Here is a 16,330-nt window from a genome sequence, read left to right on the forward strand (position 1 = left end):
TCGCTTCGGTCACGGGAGAGCAGCAAGGAGATCGATCAAACCGGAGCGCACCAAAGGGACCTCCAACAGTGCAGGCGATCCACCAGCCTGACGCAGGGCCTCCGACATCCGGTTCGGTGCCAGTGCCAGTGGCCGAGGCTGATACCCGGGATGTTCGGTCTCAAAAACCTCCCACTGATCCGCCGGCACCAACGGACAACCCAGTTGAGACTGCAGAAGTTTCAGATAGCGGTCGGCAGGCCCCGGTCTCACGGGGTGATGAACCACCGCCCAAGATGCCGCAGCCAGATCATCCGCAGATGACAGCCAGCGACCCAGCAAGTCTCGCCAGTAGGGCCAGGCGCCTAGAAAAGGCAACAGGGTGATGGACGTCCCTGCTTCGCGCAGCCGTTGGCGGATCTCTGGCAAATCGGAACGCACATGACTGCCGGGCAACAGCAACAGAGGAACAAGCCACTCGTGCTCGGGGTCTGACGTCAGGGACAGACCTCTGGTCTGTGCCGGTTCAGCCGCTGTAAGGGCCTCAAGCAGCACTGGGGCCTGGCGACGACACGCCACCGCATCAGCCAACTCGAGCCAACACGATGGGATCTCGCCGCCACTGCGGCCATGCACCACCAAGCGAAGAGCTGATCGCTGGAGAGAGCCGGGTTTCCGTAACAACCGCCACGGATCAAAACGAGCAGGCGCTGATGAAGTCAGACCGAAGCGATGAACACCTTCTGCATCATGCCCAGACAACGCCCACGACCGAACGCCATCTCCCACCGCAGGCGTCACGAGCGGCCAACACCCAAGAGACGGTCGGAGCTCGATCGCGACCTGGCGGCGATGGCAAAAGTCTGGTGGATGATCCGCCAGGGCGCCGTGCGCATGCTTGGTGAAATCGGTCGTCAATACTGACCAGGACCCCCATGAATTGGGCGCTGCCATGCAGCCAGAAAGCGCCGCACTCACGTGTAGCGAAACAGACAAAATCGCGGGCTCGCACCCATTGGCCGTTTGGTTAGATCCGCTACCGAACGTCGCACCAGTCAGCCGCTAAAACCTCCCTGCAGCGCGCCTTTCCTTTTGAAGTGCTGCCCAACACGTCCTCAAAGAGACGTTTGCACTTCACCCGTCGATCCATGACCTTCAGCGCAGCCACCAGGGACTACCTGGAAGGGAAAAAGCTCAACAAAATCGAGCAGAACAAAGCCGAAAAGGATGGCCTTCTGGTTGGCAGCGAGATTGAACATTTTGCCCAAATCGGCTGGGAGCAAGTCGACGAAACCGATCTGCAATTGCGTCTGAAGTGGTACGGCATGTTCTGGCGCCCGAAAACACCAGGGAAGTTCATGCTGCGCCTGAGGGTGCCGAATGGTGTGCTGAACAGCGATCAGCTGCGCGTTGTCGCTTCGATCGTGGAGCGCTACGGCGAAAACGGCAGCTGTGACATCACCACGCGTCAGAATCTGCAGCTGCGCGGAGTGCTGCTTTCTGATCTACCTGAAATTCTGAAACGCCTTCAGGAAGCCGGACTCAGCACGATTCAATCTGGGTTTGACAACCCTCGCAATGTCACCGGCAACCCACTCGCTGGCATCGATCCCACCGAAATCGTTGACACACGCCCATACACCCAAGCACTCAACGACTTTCTCACCAACCACGCCAAAGGCAACAGCGATTACTCCAACCTTCCACGTAAGTGGAACACGGCTGTCGCCGGGTCGAAGGATAATTTTCTGCTTCACAACGACATCGTCTTCCATCCGGTCGAGCACAATGGCGAACTGGGCTTCGGGGTTTGGATCGGTGGCATCCTCTCCTCCCAGATGAATGCCTACGCCATTCCCCTCAATGCCTGGGTGAAGCCGGATCAGATCTGCGCCATGACCGATGCAGTGATCAGCATCTGGCGTGACAACGGCGAGCGCGACAAGCGTCCGAAAGGTCGGTTCCGCCTTTATCTCGACCAGGTGGGGCTGGAACCGTTCCGGGCGATGGTGGAGGCGCGCTTCGGAACTCTCACCCCGGATCCCGGTTCAGTCTTTGATGCCGAACCACGCTCCCACTACGGCATCCATCCCCAGAAACAGGAGGGACTCCACTTCGCCGGTCTGCACGTACCCGTGGGCCGACTCACGGCGGATGATCTGCAGGATCTCGCCAGCGCCAGCCTCCGCTACGGCAGCGGTGAGGTGCGTCTGACAGAGGATCAGAACGTGATCCTTGTGGGCATTCCCACCGAACAGATCGGTGTCCTGGAATCCGACCCGATCGTGCAGCGCTTCCCTCTGGCACCAGGCACCCTTGCGGCCGGCACCGTGTCTTGCACTGGCAACACCTACTGCGGTTTCGCCCTCACCAACACCAAAGATCAGGCCCTGGAAGCAGCCCAACGTCTCGACGCCGAGCTGGAACTTCCCGCTGAACTCAAAATCCACTGGACAGGATGTCCGAATACCTGTGGCCAGGCCTACATGGGTGCCATTGGCCTCACCGGCACCAAGGCCAAGAACAGTCAGGGCGAGATGGGAGAGGGCTACACCCTGACCCTGGGGGGATCGCAGGGAGCGAATCCACAGATCGGCGAACTACACCGCAAGGCGATTCCGGCCGAGGAGATCCACTCGGTGCTCCGGGAGGTGCTGATCGAACAGTTCGGAGCCAAACCGCGCTCCTGAACCCAACTCCCTGAAGCAACGGCATCCGTGGCGCTGACCTTTTGAAGCCATGGATCAGGACCCATTCATCACCGTTCAATCTCACCCCTCCAAATCATGAGCACCTCACGCGATCTGTTCTCCCGCCTCGTCAATTGGTTCAGCACCAGCGGTCGGGATCGAGCACCGATCCTGCGTCCCGCCCATCAGCGCGACCTGTTTTCCAAGTTGATGAATCGCATCAGCGGCTGAGCTTGCTGCATCCAACAACATCCCCCAGAGAGATCAACGCCATGAGTGCCACTGCCTCACAAATGGACTATGTCCTGCCCAATGAACTCGTCGACGGCATGATTGCTGCCGGCGGCAAGAAAGCAGCTGTCAGCGTCAAGAACCTGCTGATTCGTGGTTTCTATTCCGGCGCGATTCTCGGCCTGGCCGTGATCCTTGCCCTCACCGTGGCAGCCCAGAGCAAGATGCCCTTCCTCGGCTCCCTGCTCTTCCCCTTTGGATTTGCCAGCATCGTGCTCTTTGGCATGGAACTGGTCACCGGCAACTTCGCCCTGTTGCCAATGTCCACCTGGGCGGGACGCAGCACCTGGAGCGCCACCTTCCGCAACTGGAGCTGGGTGTGGATTGGCAACTTCATCGGCACGGCCGTGGTGGCGCTGATCATGTGGGCCAGCCTCACCAGCGCCGGTCACGTGGCACCTTTAGCCGCCGCTGACGGCGGCAAGGGCTGGCAGGTGGTCGCCGCAACGATCATCAAACTCAACAAGCTGAATGTGGTCACCAAATACGAGGCCCTCGGCAGCACCGGACTCTTCCTCGCTTTCCTGCGCGGCGTGGTGGCGAACTGGTTGGTTTGCCTTGGCGTGACGATGGCCCTGGTGAGCAAGAGCGTGCCTGGAAAACTGCTGGCCTGCTGGCTACCGATCACCGCCTTCCAAACGATGGGTATGGAGCACATCGTGGTGAATCAATTCCTGCATACCGCTGGACCGCTGCTCGGCTCTGGGGTCAGCTTCGGTCAGGTCATCGTTTGGAACTGGATCCCAGTCACCCTGGGCAACATCGTCGGCGGCATGGTGTTCATCGGCATGCTCTTCTACAGCACCCATCGCACTCCTGTCGCGGATGTGCTGCCGCGGGAGCATGACGAGAAGCTCGAGCGGGAGCTCGCCGCCGAACTGGGGGCACGCTGATCCGAATGGCTACCCGTGCAATCGATGAGGCTGCCCTCTGGGAGCGGCTGTCGCAATCGCGGAGGGTTCCTCTGGAACCCGACTGGCTGGGGGAGGCTTACTCCCCTGGCCTTTCGTCTGCACTGTGCAGTGCGATCAGTGAACAGCTCGGCATGCTCGGGCCGCGGGGATGGCCCGTGATCGGGGCGTTGATCCGCAGGCATGGCAACCGGCCGGATCTGGTGCACGCCGCTGGCCTGTGTCATCAGGCCCCCGCGCGCGACTGGCTGCTGAGTCAATTGCGCGAGAAGGACTCTGACGCCGAATGCCCGGATCTCCCCCTGCTCGAAGCGCTCAGCTGCTGGGGAGCCGAACTCACGCTGACGGAACTGGAGCGAATCCTGGAAGCAGCCCCACAGGCCACGCGGCTAGCGGGTCTTGAGCTTCTGCGCTTCAAGGCCCATCAACTGAATGCCCACACGCTGCTTCAGCTGTGCGCTCCGGCCCTGGCCGATTGGCGGGACCCAGTCACCATTGCGGCGATCCGTCTCTTGCAGCGCCGAGATGAGCCCTGCATCAGCGATGCCCTCGCTGGCTTATGCCGCACGGGATCCGATGCCGCCGCCGCCGCTGCCCTCAAAGCTCTCGGCTGCATGGCCACCCCCCGAAGCCAGGAACTGCTGGGCACTCTGGTCGTCGAGTTATCGAGACCCCAGCGGCGAGACTTGGCCATGCGTCAGTTGCAGCAGCAATTTCGCAATCGGTAAAACAAGCCATAAAAAAGGGTCCGACTTGATCGGACCCTGGCTTAGAGCTATCTCAATCCACAAGAAGATTGATCACCATTTTTTGTATGGGAGAAATTTGCCGCACATCATGATCTTGACACGATCACCCTTGGGGTCCTCGACCTTATCAACATCAAGAGTAAAGTCAATCGCACTCATAATGCCGTCGCCAAACTTCTCTTGAATCACGTCTTTTAGAGGCATGCCATAAACCTGCATGATCTCGTAAAAGCGATAGATCAGCGGATCGGTTGGAATCACAGGATCAAGGCTGCCCTTGGTGGGGTAGTCCTGCAGAGCAGCGGTGATCGCAGGATCCAGGGAGAGCAAGGAAGCCAACTTGGCGGCTTCCTCCGCGGATGCTGTGGCCTGACCATAAAAAAGAGATGCAATCCACACCTCATCGAGACCCATAGCTGCCTCGAGGTCAGCAAAAGTCATGCCCTTCGCTTTTTTGGCAGCCATCAGGGTGGCCGTGACAGTGGCCTGAGATGGCGAGGCCAATGAAGGAGTCAGAGCTGATGCGGTCATGTTGAAACAAATAATGGGAACTGCCTTAAGAACAGCATCTCCTGTGAGACCTCTCAGCAGCTCAATGAGCCTCTCCGAATCGGGAGCATCCAACTGAAGCATCGACTACAGAATCAAAGGATTTTGACCAGCATTTGGCAGCCGTTTTAACAGATTATTGGCAGCAATCCTTGCACTATGAATGCACCAATAAATCATGATGTCATGGCATTCGTCCGCCGCACACTCACGACAAGCTGGTCGACTATGGCCGCGACCATGAACAAGATCTGGAGACCAAGAGCAGCTAGCTCAAAGCAACGCTTCCCCAACTTGATCGTTGAACGCCTCTATTACGCCGAGGGACGCCAGCATCCGGACCATCCCCTCCATGGCCTGCAAATCGGCCTTGCCCGTTGGTAGCGGTTGTTACCTCCAGAGGGTGAGGCAATCAAGAACGATCGCTCCATGACGGGCTTTCCACCGTGCCTCAGTCGGCCACCAGCACCCCTGAGCTCCGCCAACGCTTCAAAGAGCTGCTGCGCAAAGTTGGCAGCGGTGAGCACACCAGTCGTGGCTTGAGCCGCGGGGAAGCCGATGAAGCCCTCGCTCTGATGCTTCAAGGGCATGCATCGGACACGCAAATCGGTGCCTTCCTGATCGCCCACAGGATCCGTCGTCCGGAACCCCAAGAACTGGCAGGGATGGTGGACACCTACCGACGCCTGGGCCCGCAACTGACCAGCGCGTCGGCTCAGCCAAAGCCGGTCTGCTTTGGCATGCCGTTCGATGGACGCACCCGCACAGCACCTCTGTACCCCCTGACCGCTCTGGTGCTCTGCGCTGCCGGTCAGCCGGTGGTCCTCCAAGCTGGCGCTCGCATGCCGGTGAAGTACGGCGTCACAGCCCTGGAACTGTTCCAAGATCTGGGCCTGGATCTCCAGGGGCTGCCCCTGAACGCTGTGGCCTCTGGCTTCCAGCACCATGGCCTCGCCCTTATCCACCAGCCCGACCACTTCCCCCTCGCCGACAGCCTGATCCGTCATCGGGACGACCTGGGCAAACGACCACCGGTGGCCAGTGCCGAACTGCTCTGGACTGCCCACCACGGCGACCACCTGTTCGTGAGTGGTTTTGTGCACCCACCCACCGAAAGCCGCGCCTGGGAAACCCTGAGCCTGCTGGGGGAAGAGGATGTGATCACGGTGAAAGGGCTTGAAGGCAGCACAGACCTGCCGATCAGCCGGGCCTGCATCACGGCCCGCATGCGCCGCACAAAACCAGCGGAGCGGATGATCCTTCATCCGCGCGATCACGGTTGTTTCGGCCCCGACCAGGAGTGGACGAACCTGGAAGCCTGGACGGAGCAGGCCCACGCAGCCCTCCGCGGTGCTGGCCCCCTGGCGGCAGCCCTGCGCTGGAATGCCGGTTGCTACCTCTGGTTCTGCGGTGTCAGTGCAAGCCTCAGTGCCGGCCTGGAGCGCGCGGAACAGTGCTTGCAGAAGGCAGAGGGCCAAACCATGCTCGAGTCTCTGATCCGTTGGCGCTCTGCTGTAGGAGGGTGAGATCCTCCGCAGCGCCCAGCCTTGCGTCGGCCTCCCGTTCCCACCCTGCTCAGCGCCTTTCTGACGCTGCTCAATGACCGGCTGGGTGAAAGCATCGTGTTTCCGCTCCTGCCGTTTCTGCTGGCGGGATTCAATGCCGATGGACGCACCCTGGGTTTGCTCGCCGGCAGTTATGCCTTCGCGCAGTTCACCGTCACACCGCTGATCGGCGCCCTGAGTGATCGCTTCGGTCGAAGGCCCGTGATCGCCACCTGTGTGAGCGGTTCGGTCTTAGGGCTCGGTTTGTTCGCGATCACGGTGAGCCTCGACTGGCCGATCGGATCGACCCTGCCGCTGATGCTTCTGTTCGCAGCGCGGCTGATCGATGGCATGAGTGGCGGCACTGCAGCCACGGCAGGAGCCGTGCTTGCGGATGTGACCCCACCGGAACGCCGAGCTCAGGCCTTCGGTCTGATCGGCGTGGCCTTCGGACTCGGTTTCATCATCGGACCGTTTCTCGGAGGGCAGCTGGCCCGCATCTCAGTCACCCTGCCGGTGTGGGTGGCCACAGGCTTCGCCGTGCTCAACCTGGTGGTGGTTCTACTGCTGCTGCCGGAGACCCACGCCCGTGATGCCCGCCGGGCAATGCCGCGAAAACGGGATCTCAACCCCTTTGCTCAGATCGCCAAGGTGATGGGCAACCCAGCGGTGGGACGTCTCTGTCTGAGCTTCTTTCTGTTCTTCCTGGCCTTCAACGGCTTCACCGCCATCCTGGTGCTCTACTTCAAGCAGCGGTTCAACTGGGGCCCGGAGCTGGCCACCACTGCTTTTCTGATCGTCGGAGTGGTCGCCACCCTGGTGCAAGGCGGCCTGATCGGACCTCTGGTGAAACGACTCGGTGAGTGGCGTCTCACCCTGATCGGACTCGGACTGGTGATTGCAGGCTGCCTGCTGATTCCCGCCACGGATCCTGAGCAAGCCCAAGTCGGGGTGTTCAGTGCCGTGGCGATTCTGGCCACCGGCACAGGTCTGGTGACGCCAAGCTTGCGCAGCCTGGTGTCTCGACGCCTGGATAGCGAGGGCCAGGGTGCTGCTCTAGGCAGCCTTCAGGCTCTGCAGAGTCTGGGCAGTTTTCTCGGCCCCCCCGTGGCCGGACTCAGCTACGACCTGGTCGGTGCCGCCAGCCCTTTCCTGGGCGGTGCCATGGTCCTTGCCCTGGTCATCCTGCTGGTCAGCGGCAGCCCCCTACCCCGAAACACAGACCTGAACACAAGCTCTCCAGAACACAGTCGGGGCAAAGCGTGATTGCTACGTTGCGCGGACAGCAGCCGCCTCTCCAGGCCCACCCATGTCCGCTCATCACCTGGCCCCGGAGCACTACATCAACCGGGAACTGAGCTGGATCGCCTTCAACGAACGAGTGCTGGAACTCGCACTCGATGAGCGAACACCCCTTCTGGAGCAGGCAAAATTCAGCGCGATTTTCAGCAACAACCTCGACGAATTCTTCATGGTGCGAGTCGCCTCCCTGAAGAGTCAGGTGGAGGCTGGTATCAGCAAACGCAGTGAGGATGGACTGACTCCCCTTGAGCAGCTGCATAAGATCCGCGAACGGCTGACGCCGGTCTTAGAGCAGCAACAAAAGCATTACCGCAGTCGACTGAAATCACAGCTGCGCGAGCATGGCGCCCACCTGCTCGATTACGAGCAGCTGAACAAGAAACAGCGCCTCTGGATCGACAACTTCTTCCAGACAGCAATCTTTCCGGTGCTCACGCCGCTGGCCGTGGATCCGGCCCATCCCTTCCCCTTCGTCAGCAACCTGAGTCTCAACGTCGCCGCCCTGATCCTCGATCCCCAGTCAGGCCAACGCCAACTGGCCAGGGTGAAGGTGCCCCAAAAGATCCTGCCCCGGTTCGTTGCGATCCCTACCGATCTCAGCGATTTGGAGCGTGAGCCCCTCCACACCGCCGTGCCCTTAGAGCAGGTGGTGGCCTTCAACCTCAGCCTTCTCTTCCCTGGCATGAAGATCGAAGGCCATTATTTCTTCCGCGTCACCCGAGACGCCGACCTGGAACTGCGTGATCTCGAGGCCGACGATCTCATGATCGCGATCGAGCAGGGCCTGCGCAAACGGCGCATGGGTGGAGAGGTGGTACGCCTCGAGGTGGCCGATGAAATGCCCCAGGACGTGATCGACATGCTGATGGAAGGCATGTCTGTAGAAGAGGAAGACCTGTATCGAATCGGTGGTCCCCTCGGCCTCGATGACCTCTTTGGTCTGCTGGCAATCCCCCTGCCTCAACTCAAAGATCAGGGCCACAGCGGCCAGACCCCAGCGATTCTGTCCCGGGCCCAGCGCAGCATGCTCGAGGACGGCTCGATCAAGGAAGAGGAATTTGAAAGCATCTTCTCGGTGATCCGTCGGCGTGATGTGCTGCTGCACCACCCCTACGACCTGTTCTCCACCTCCGTGGAGGAATTCATCAATCAGGCCGCTGATGATCCACTGGTGATGGGGATCAAGATGACCCTCTATCGCACCTCCAAGGATTCACCGATCATCGCCGCCCTCATCCGTGCAGCCGAAAACGGAAAGCAGGTGATGGCTTTGGTGGAGCTGAAGGCCCGCTTCGATGAAGACAACAACATCCAGTGGGCCAAACACCTGGAGCGATGCGGCGTCCATGTGGTGTACGGGGTGATCGGCCTCAAAACCCACACCAAGATCGTGCTGGTCGTGCGCAAGGAGAAGGAGCGCCTGCGCAGCTACGTGCACATCGGTACTGGCAACTACAACTCCAAGACCTCGAAGCTTTACACCGATGTGGGGCTTCTCTCTGCCCGTCCGGAACTGGGCCAGGATCTGGTGGAACTATTCAACTATCTAACGGGCTTCTCGAAACAGCAAAGTTTCCGTCGCCTGCTCGTAGCCCCAGTGTCCCTGCGCAAGGGGATGGAACAACTGATTCGCCGGGAGATCGATCACGCCCGCGAGGGTCGCACCGGTCACATTCGGGCCAAAATGAATTCACTTGTGGATCCGGAGATCGTCGCACTTCTCTATGAAGCCTCCCAGGCAGGGGTGCGCATTGAACTCATCATTCGCGGCATGTGCTGCCTACTTCCTGGACGAGAAGGTCTCAGTGAAACAATCAGTGTGGTGAGCATCCTGGGCCGCTTCCTCGAGCACTCCCGGATTTTCTGGTTCGCCAATGGCGGTGAGCCCGAGGTATTCATCGGCAGTGCGGATTGGATGCCCCGCAACCTCGACCGCAGGGTGGAGGCGGTGACCCCTGTCGAGGAGCCAGCCCTGCGCGAGCAACTGGAGCGCCTGCTCGCTCTCTACCTGGCGGACAACCAGGGTGCCTGGGACATGCAGAGCGATGGCAGTTTCCAGCGCCGCTTCGCCGACACTGAAAGCTGCAACTCCCAGCTGCAACTGATCGATCGTTGGCGGCAGGGCGTTCCCTCCGAAACAGCGCTCAAAGAAGCCAATGCAAACGATTCTTGATCTTCGTTACGACTGCTACAACATTGGCTGACAAAATAATCAGTTTCCTACAGGGAACAGAGGTCGCTTCCATTCAATATCTGCATCGCCAACAGAAGTGAGACGGCCAAGTATCAAACTCGTTCGAATGTCCTGAAAAGCTTCCAATTCATACAACGCACCCTCAGCTCATAGTGCTAAATTGCGCGCAAATCTAATCTCAGGAGGCCAGGGTGATGGGGATCCCTCTGGAATCTGTCGAAGGAGCACATCGCGCTTCTTCGTCGGAACCTGTATTGCCGAACACATCGCGTGTTCGCAATGATGGTGCATCCAAACCAGCGCAAGGATCACGTCAGTCCCGCCAGGGCGGACGACTGTCCACTGATTCCATTGGCTATTACCTGAGCAGCATCGGCAGGATTCCTCTGCTGACGGCCGCCGAAGAAATCGAGCTTGCACACCACGTGCAGTCCATGAAGCAGCTGCTCGAGCTGCCTGAGCAAGAGCGCAGCCCACGCCAGAAGCATCAGATCCGCATGGGCAAACGCGCCCGGGATCGCATGATGGCGGCCAACCTGCGCCTCGTGGTGAGCGTCGCCAAGAAATACCAAAATCAGGGCCTGGAACTGCTGGACCTGGTTCAGGAAGGGGCGATCGGCTTAGAGCGGGCTGTCGACAAGTTCGATCCCGCCATGGGTTACAAATTTTCCACCTATGCCTACTGGTGGATCCGTCAAGGGATGACCCGGGCCATCGATAACAGCGCCCGCACCATTCGCCTGCCCATCCACATCAGCGAGAAGCTCTCGAAGATGCGGCGCATCTCCCGTGAGCTCTCCCATCGTTTCGGTCGCCAGCCCAATCGCCTAGAGCTGGCCCATGCCATGGGGATCGAACCACAGGATCTGGAAGACCTGATCGCCCAAAGCGCCCCCTGCGCCTCTCTCGACGCTCACGCCCGCGGCGAAGAAGATCGCAGCACCCTCGGTGAACTGATTCCCGATCCCAATGGCAGCGAGCCGATGGAGGGAATGGACCGCAGCATCCAGAAGGAGCATCTGGGCGGCTGGCTCTCCCAGCTGAATGAGCGGGAGCAGAAGATTCTCCGCCTTCGCTTTGGCCTTGATGGCCAAGAGCCCCTGACCCTTGCAGAGATTGGTCGTCAGATCAGCGTGTCCCGTGAACGGGTGCGCCAACTGGAGGCCAAGGCCATTCTCAAGCTGCGGCTCATGACCAACCACCAGCAGGCGGCCTGATTACACCCCTGCCCCTGCTGGTGATCGCCGCCTGGCTGGCCTGCGTGCTCGGCATGGCAGTGGTCGCCCGCAGGCTCTGGCCGGAGCGTCGAGAGCTGAGCCGGAAGATCGTGCACATCGGCACCGGTCCAGTCGTCCCTCTGGCCTGGTGGCTCGGGATTACGGCGGCCGTCGCGATTCCCATCGCACTGCTGGTCACCCTGGTGGCCTTGATCAATCACCGCTGGCGACTGCTGCCGGCCGTCGAGGACATCGAGCGCCACAGCTACGGCACCGTCGCCTATGGCCTTTCCATCAGCGTGCTGCTCATTGCGTTCTGGCCTGACCATGCCGATGCCGTCTGCGCCGGTGTGCTGGTGATGGCTTGCGCCGATGGTCTTGCCGGATTAATCGGTCGCGGCATTCCCTCCGCCAGTTGGCGTCTGTGGGGTCAGCGCAAGTCGATGCTCGGAACCCTCACGATGGCCCTGGTCAGCCTGTTGGTGCTGATCGTGCTGGCAGCACTGACCTCGCCGTCTCCACCGCTCACCAGTTTGTTGATCATCGCGGGGCTGGCCACAGTGCTTGAACAACTCAGCCGGTGGGGCATCGACAACTTTTCTGTACCAGTGACTGTGGCCATCTGCTGGTGGAGCCTGAATCCCTAAACCCGCAACAGCCTCTCCCAGTGACGCTGCCAGTCCCCGTGGCTTCCAAGACCCACCACGAGCAGCTGTTCCCTGGGAAGCCGTTGCAATCCCGCCTGCCAGCTGGTGATTTGCTCTGCTTTCTCCATCCACAACGCCATCACATGGCCTTGGAGCCGGTCAGCATCCCAGTGCTGTTGAACAGCCATCCACTGCGTCCACTGCAACAAAGCGTCCAACTGGATCGGGCGAAAGCCCTTGAGTAACAACCCAGTTTCCTGCTCGAGCTCAAACAGACGCAGTGAATCCCCGAAACCAAAGAAGTGAAGAAACACCATAGGCCTCAGCCTTCCTAAGAGGTTTCCTCAACCTAGGCAATACGCAACGATGCGAAGTTCAGCCTGAACGAATTATTTAACTGGCGCACATCAACGAATTAATGATCAACAATCTTGGCACTCTCACGAGGAGAGTGCCAAAGGGCGACCTGCGGCCACCGCTGCTGCCAAACCATCAAGAAGTTGCTCTGTGGTGTCGATGCTGATGCAGGCATCTGTGACGCTCTGCCCGTAAGTCATGGCCGAACGGTCGGCATTGAGCTTCTGGCTGCCCTCCACGAGATGGCTTTCCAGCATCACGCCCATCAACTGGCCTGAACCCTGTCGCACCTGATCAGCAACTGCTGAGAGCACCTCTCCCTGACGACGGAAATCCTTGTTGGAATTGCCATGACTGCAATCCACCATCAAGCGGGCGGGGAGTCCGGCCTGCACCAGAGCCGCAGACGCCTCCTGCACAGCCTCCAGGTGGTAGTTCGTGCCCCTGCTGCCCCCACGCAGCACGAGATGACCGTCAGGATTTCCGGTGGTGCTCACGATCGAGGCATGACCATGACCGTTGATCCCTAGGAAATGGTGGGGCCTCGAGGCGGCCTGAATCGCATGGATTGCAATCGTGGCACTGCCATCGGTGCTGTTCTTGTAACCGACTGGCATCGAAAGGCCTGAAGCCATCTCCCGGTGGGTCTGACTTTCTGTCGTGCGTGCGCCAATCGCCGTCCAACTGATCAGATCAGCGATGTACTGGGGGACCACAGGGTCCAGCAGTTCAGTGGCTGCCGGCATACCGTCGCGGGACAGATCCAGCAGCAGCGAGCGTGCCATCCGCAAGCCTGTATTGATGTCGTAGGAGCCATCGAGGTGCGGGTCATTGATCAACCCCTTCCAGCCAACGGTGGTGCGCGGCTTCTCGAAATACACCCGCATCACCACCTCCAACTGATCGGCATGACGCTCCCGCAGAGGCGCAAGACGGCGGGCATACTCCCGGGCCGCGTCAACATCGTGAACCGAACAAGGGCCCACGATCACCAGCAGCCGCTGGTCCTCGCCCCGCAGGATTGCCTGGATGCGTCCACGGGCCGCTGCAACCGTCTGTGTCGCCGCCGCATCGGTGGGCAAATCAGCGTGAAGCAGAGAGGGAGCCACAAGGGGGCGGGTCTCCACCACATGCAAATCGGAGGTGGTGGTGCTCATACCCCGCGCCAAGAAAAACCCAGATTACGGACAATCCCGGCAGCATCCGACACCAGGTCCGTTCACCCCAACAAGAAGAATGGATGCCAAGACCGCTGCCTGAGCCATCGCCATGCTGAGTGCCTACCGAGCCGCCGCCGCCGAACGCACCGCCCAGGGGATCCCTGCCCTGCCCCTGACAGCGGAGCAAACCCAGGCTCTCACCGGCCTACTCGAGGCACCCCCCGCAGGAGAGGAGCAGGAGCTGCTGCACCTGCTCAGTGAGCGCATCCCACCCGGCGTGGATGAGGCCGCCTACGTCAAAGCCTCCTGGCTCAGCGCGGTGGCCCAGGGCTCAGCCAGCAGTCCGCTGGTGACACCCCTTGAAGCCGTTCGCCTGCTGGGAACGATGGTCGGTGGCTACAACGTGGCAGCCCTGATCGAGCTGCTGCAGCACAGCGACAGCAGCCTGGCCGCCTGTGCCGCTGAGGGCCTGAGCCGCACCCTGCTCGTCTACGACGCTTACAACGAAGTGATGGAGCTTGCTGGCTCCAACCGCTTTGCCAAGCAAGTCGTTGACAGCTGGGCCGCCGCCGACTGGTTCACCTGCCGACCCGCCCTGGCAGAGGAGATCACTGTCACGGTGTTCAAGGTGGAGGGCGAAACCAACACCGACGACCTCTCTCCAGCGACCCACGCCACCACTCGACCAGACATCCCGCTGCACGCCCTGGCGATGCTGGAATCCAGGGATCCGGAAGGCCTGAGCACGATCGAGACGCTCAAGGCCAAGGGACACCCGGTGAGTTACGTGGGCGATGTGGTCGGCACCGGCAGCTCCCGCAAGAGCGCCATCAACTCCGTGCTCTGGCACACCGGCAACGACATCCCCCATGTGCCAAACAAGCGCGCCGGTGGGGTGATCCTGGGCGGAAAGATCGCCCCGATCTTTTTCAACACAGCCGAAGACTCAGGTGCTCTGCCGATCGAATGCGACGTCACCGCCCTCAACACCGGCGATGTGATCACGATCCGACCCCATGCGGGCACGATCGAGCGGGCGGCCGGGGAAGCCAATGCCGGTGAGATCATCGCCCGCTTCGAACTCAAGCCGAGCACGATCACGGATGAGGTGCGCGCCGGTGGGCGTATCCCCCTGATGATTGGTCGCGCGCTCACCGACAAGGTGCGCAACCAGCTCGGTCTGCCCCCGTCCGACCTGTTCATCCGTCCATCGGCACCGGTGGACACCGGCAAAGGCTTCACCCTGGCCCAGAAGATGGTGGGCAAGGCCTGCGGCCTGCCGGGCGTGCGCCCAGGCACCAGCTGCGAGCCACTGATGACCACCGTGGGCAGTCAGGACACAACGGGTCCGATGACTCGCGACGAAATGAAGGAGCTGGCCTGCCTGGGCTTCTCCGCTGATCTGGTCATGCAGAGCTTCTGCCATACCGCCGCCTATCCCAAACCGGTGGATCTCCAGACCCAAAAGGAGCTGCCCGACTTCTTTGCCCAGCGGGGCGGCGTTGCCCTGCGCCCCGGCGACGGCATCATCCACAGCTGGCTCAACCGGATGCTTCTGCCCGACACCGTCGGCACCGGCGGTGACAGCCACACCCGCTTCCCTCTAGGAATCTCTTTCCCGGCCGGTTCCGGTCTGGTGGCCTTCGCCGCGGCCATCGGCGCCATGCCGCTCGACATGCCCGAATCCGTGCTGGTGCGCTTCAGTGGCTCCCTTCAGCCGGGGGTGACCCTGCGCGATGTCGTGAACGCAATCCCCTGGGTGGCAATCCAGAAAGGCCTGCTCACCGTGGAGAAAGCCAACAAGAAAAACCTGTTCAACGGCCGGATCATGGAAATCGAGGGTCTGCCCGATCTGAAGCTTGAGCAGGCCTTCGAACTCACCGATGCCTCGGCGGAGCGCTCCTGTGCCGGCTGCACGATCAAGCTCTCGGAGGCAACGGTCAGCGAATACCTCCGCAGCAACGTGGCGCTGCTTAAAAACATGATCGCCCGGGGCTACAGCGACGCCCGAACCCTGGCCCGTCGCATCAAGGCGATGGAAGCCTGGTTGGCCGATCCCCAGCTGCTGAGCGCCGACAGCGATGCCGAGTATGCCGAGGTGCTCGAGATCAACCTTGATGAGCTCACCGAACCCGTGATCGCCTGCCCCAACGATCCCGACAACGTGAAGCTGCTCAGCGAGGTGGCCGGCGATGCCGTGCAGGAGGTGTTCATCGGATCCTGCATGACCAACATCGGCCACTACCGCGCCGCGGCCAAGGTGCTGGAGGGAGCCGGTCAAAACAAAGCGCGCCTCTGGGTGTGTCCGCCCACCCGTATGGATGAGGACATGCTGAAACAAGAGGGCTATTACGCCACCTTCGAGGCAGCCGGCAGCCGCATGGAAATGCCCGGTTGTTCACTCTGCATGGGCAACCAGGCCCGTGTGGACGACAACACCACGGTGTTCTCCACCAGCACCCGCAACTTCAACAACCGACTGGGCAAAGGCGCCCAGGTGTATCTAGGCAGCGCCGAACTGGCCGCGGTCTGCGCCCAACTGGGCCGCATCCCAACCGCAGATGAATACCGCAACATCGCCGCCGAAAAGATCGATCCTCTCTCCACTGAGCTTTACCGCTATCTGAACTTTGACCAGATCTCTGGCTTCGAAGACGAAGGGCGTGTCGTGAGTGCCGACGACGAAGCGAAGGTGCTAGCGGGGGCTTGATCCCCCTTGCTGGCACCCGCCTTGGTAGAA

Annotated in this window: 16 protein-coding genes; 12 read left to right on the forward strand and 4 right to left on the reverse strand. The window is 60.8% G+C overall.

Annotation, left to right across the window (positions count from 1 at the left end; translation table 11 throughout):
* Nucleotides 1–9 precede the first annotated feature (9 nt).
* Entirely contained in the window at nt 10–663 is a 654-nt protein-coding gene (locus tag H0O21_RS03275) for a CbiX/SirB N-terminal domain-containing protein (protein WP_255441111.1), read from the reverse strand.
* A gap of 48 nt (nt 664–711) precedes the next feature.
* On the opposite strand from H0O21_RS03275, the gene H0O21_RS03280 reads away from it, so the two are divergent.
* From H0O21_RS03280 to H0O21_RS03300, 5 genes are all read left to right on the forward strand, one after another.
* Nucleotides 712–903, forward strand: a complete 192-nt coding sequence (locus H0O21_RS03280) for a hypothetical protein (protein ID WP_185191048.1) — start codon at nt 712–714, stop codon at nt 901–903.
* 224 nt (nt 904–1,127) lie between these two features.
* Nucleotides 1,128–2,669 (forward strand): ferredoxin--nitrite reductase, encoded by a 1,542-nt coding sequence (locus H0O21_RS03285; RefSeq protein ID WP_185190366.1) that lies wholly within the window; start codon nt 1,128–1,130, stop codon nt 2,667–2,669.
* Nucleotides 2,670–2,765: 96 nt separating this feature from the next.
* Entirely contained in the window at nt 2,766–2,900 is a 135-nt protein-coding gene (locus tag H0O21_RS03290; protein WP_131455075.1) for a ferredoxin--nitrite reductase, read from the forward strand.
* A 62-nt stretch (nt 2,901–2,962) separates the two neighbouring features.
* A complete protein-coding gene (locus H0O21_RS03295; RefSeq protein WP_185190848.1) occupies nt 2,963–3,853 on the forward strand; it encodes a formate/nitrite transporter family protein in 891 nt (296 codons plus the stop codon).
* 5 nt (nt 3,854–3,858) lie between these two features.
* Nucleotides 3,859–4,599 (forward strand): HEAT repeat domain-containing protein, encoded by a 741-nt coding sequence (locus tag H0O21_RS03300; protein ID WP_185190367.1) that lies wholly within the window; start codon nt 3,859–3,861, stop codon nt 4,597–4,599.
* A 72-nt stretch (nt 4,600–4,671) separates the two neighbouring features.
* Here the strand turns inward: H0O21_RS03300 and cynS are convergent, their stop codons facing one another.
* Nucleotides 4,672–5,124: a cyanase gene (cynS, locus tag H0O21_RS03305; RefSeq protein WP_370523102.1), complete on the reverse strand. Its 453-nt coding sequence runs from the start codon at nt 5,122–5,124 to the stop codon at nt 4,672–4,674.
* A gap of 231 nt (nt 5,125–5,355) precedes the next feature.
* On the opposite strand from cynS, the gene H0O21_RS03310 reads away from it, so the two are divergent.
* The 6 genes from H0O21_RS03310 to H0O21_RS03335 all read left to right on the forward strand — a co-directional run bounded on the left by H0O21_RS03310 (nt 5,356) and on the right by H0O21_RS03335 (nt 12,073).
* On the forward strand, nt 5,356–5,553 hold the full coding sequence (locus tag H0O21_RS03310; RefSeq protein WP_185191049.1) for a hypothetical protein: 198 nt from the start codon (nt 5,356–5,358) through the stop codon (nt 5,551–5,553).
* 62 nt (nt 5,554–5,615) lie between these two features.
* Nucleotides 5,616–6,695 (forward strand): anthranilate phosphoribosyltransferase family protein, encoded by a 1,080-nt coding sequence (locus tag H0O21_RS03315; protein WP_185190368.1) that lies wholly within the window; start codon nt 5,616–5,618, stop codon nt 6,693–6,695.
* A 21-nt stretch (nt 6,696–6,716) separates the two neighbouring features.
* Entirely contained in the window at nt 6,717–7,979 is a 1,263-nt protein-coding gene (locus H0O21_RS03320; RefSeq protein WP_185190369.1) for an MFS transporter, read from the forward strand.
* A 43-nt stretch (nt 7,980–8,022) separates the two neighbouring features.
* Nucleotides 8,023–10,188 carry a polyphosphate kinase 1 gene (ppk1, locus tag H0O21_RS03325; RefSeq protein WP_185190370.1) on the forward strand — a complete coding sequence of 722 codons (2,166 nt, stop codon included), beginning with the start codon at nt 8,023–8,025 and terminating at the stop codon, nt 10,186–10,188.
* A gap of 215 nt (nt 10,189–10,403) precedes the next feature.
* Nucleotides 10,404–11,426: an RpoD/SigA family RNA polymerase sigma factor gene (locus H0O21_RS03330; RefSeq protein WP_185190371.1), complete on the forward strand. Its 1,023-nt coding sequence runs from the start codon at nt 10,404–10,406 to the stop codon at nt 11,424–11,426.
* A gap of 53 nt (nt 11,427–11,479) precedes the next feature.
* A complete protein-coding gene (locus H0O21_RS03335) occupies nt 11,480–12,073 on the forward strand; it encodes a diacylglycerol/polyprenol kinase family protein (protein ID WP_185190850.1) in 594 nt (197 codons plus the stop codon).
* On the opposite strand, the gene H0O21_RS03340 is transcribed toward H0O21_RS03335, so the two are convergent.
* Together H0O21_RS03340 and H0O21_RS03345 are read right to left on the reverse strand one after the other, a co-directional pair.
* Complete coding sequence (locus H0O21_RS03340) at nt 12,070–12,390, reverse strand: hypothetical protein (protein WP_131455082.1); 321 nt, start codon at nt 12,388–12,390, stop codon at nt 12,070–12,072. The two genes, H0O21_RS03335 and H0O21_RS03340, sit on opposite strands and share 4 nt — an antisense overlap.
* Nucleotides 12,391–12,513: 123 nt before the next feature.
* Nucleotides 12,514–13,587 (reverse strand): 3-deoxy-7-phosphoheptulonate synthase, encoded by a 1,074-nt coding sequence (locus tag H0O21_RS03345; RefSeq protein ID WP_185190372.1) that lies wholly within the window; start codon nt 13,585–13,587, stop codon nt 12,514–12,516.
* Between the two features lie 112 nt (nt 13,588–13,699).
* Between H0O21_RS03345 and acnB the strand changes: the two genes are divergently transcribed.
* Nucleotides 13,700–16,300: a bifunctional aconitate hydratase 2/2-methylisocitrate dehydratase gene (gene acnB, locus H0O21_RS03350; RefSeq protein WP_185190373.1), complete on the forward strand. Its 2,601-nt coding sequence runs from the start codon at nt 13,700–13,702 to the stop codon at nt 16,298–16,300.
* Nucleotides 16,301–16,330 lie beyond the last annotated feature (30 nt).

This window comes from Synechococcus sp. HK01-R (assembly GCF_014217855.1).
Lineage (GTDB): Bacteria > Cyanobacteriota > Cyanobacteriia > PCC-6307 > Cyanobiaceae > Synechococcus_C.

What these genes read in the sequence shown, in the direction of transcription:
- H0O21_RS03330 (WP_185190371.1), top strand. Translation starts at nt 10,404, where the DNA reads ATGGGGATCCCTCTGGAATCTGTCGAAGGAGCACATCGCGCTTCTTCG.
- ppk1 (WP_185190370.1), top strand. Translation starts at nt 8,023, where the DNA reads ATGTCCGCTCATCACCTGGCCCCGGAGCACTACATCAACCGGGAACTG.
- H0O21_RS03300 (WP_185190367.1), top strand. Translation starts at nt 3,859, where the DNA reads ATGGCTACCCGTGCAATCGATGAGGCTGCCCTCTGGGAGCGGCTGTCG.
- H0O21_RS03345 (WP_185190372.1), bottom strand. Translation starts at nt 13,587, where the DNA reads ATGAGCACCACCACCTCCGATTTGCATGTGGTGGAGACCCGCCCCCTT.
- acnB (WP_185190373.1), top strand. Translation starts at nt 13,700, where the DNA reads ATGCTGAGTGCCTACCGAGCCGCCGCCGCCGAACGCACCGCCCAGGGG.
- H0O21_RS03340 (WP_131455082.1), bottom strand. Translation starts at nt 12,390, where the DNA reads ATGGTGTTTCTTCACTTCTTTGGTTTCGGGGATTCACTGCGTCTGTTT.
- H0O21_RS03290 (WP_131455075.1), top strand. Translation starts at nt 2,766, where the DNA reads ATGAGCACCTCACGCGATCTGTTCTCCCGCCTCGTCAATTGGTTCAGC.
- H0O21_RS03335 (WP_185190850.1), top strand. Translation starts at nt 11,480, where the DNA reads ATGGCAGTGGTCGCCCGCAGGCTCTGGCCGGAGCGTCGAGAGCTGAGC.
- H0O21_RS03280 (WP_185191048.1), top strand. Translation starts at nt 712, where the DNA reads ATGAACACCTTCTGCATCATGCCCAGACAACGCCCACGACCGAACGCC.
- H0O21_RS03310 (WP_185191049.1), top strand. Translation starts at nt 5,356, where the DNA reads ATGGCATTCGTCCGCCGCACACTCACGACAAGCTGGTCGACTATGGCC.
- H0O21_RS03285 (WP_185190366.1), top strand. Translation starts at nt 1,128, where the DNA reads ATGACCTTCAGCGCAGCCACCAGGGACTACCTGGAAGGGAAAAAGCTC.
- H0O21_RS03295 (WP_185190848.1), top strand. Translation starts at nt 2,963, where the DNA reads ATGGACTATGTCCTGCCCAATGAACTCGTCGACGGCATGATTGCTGCC.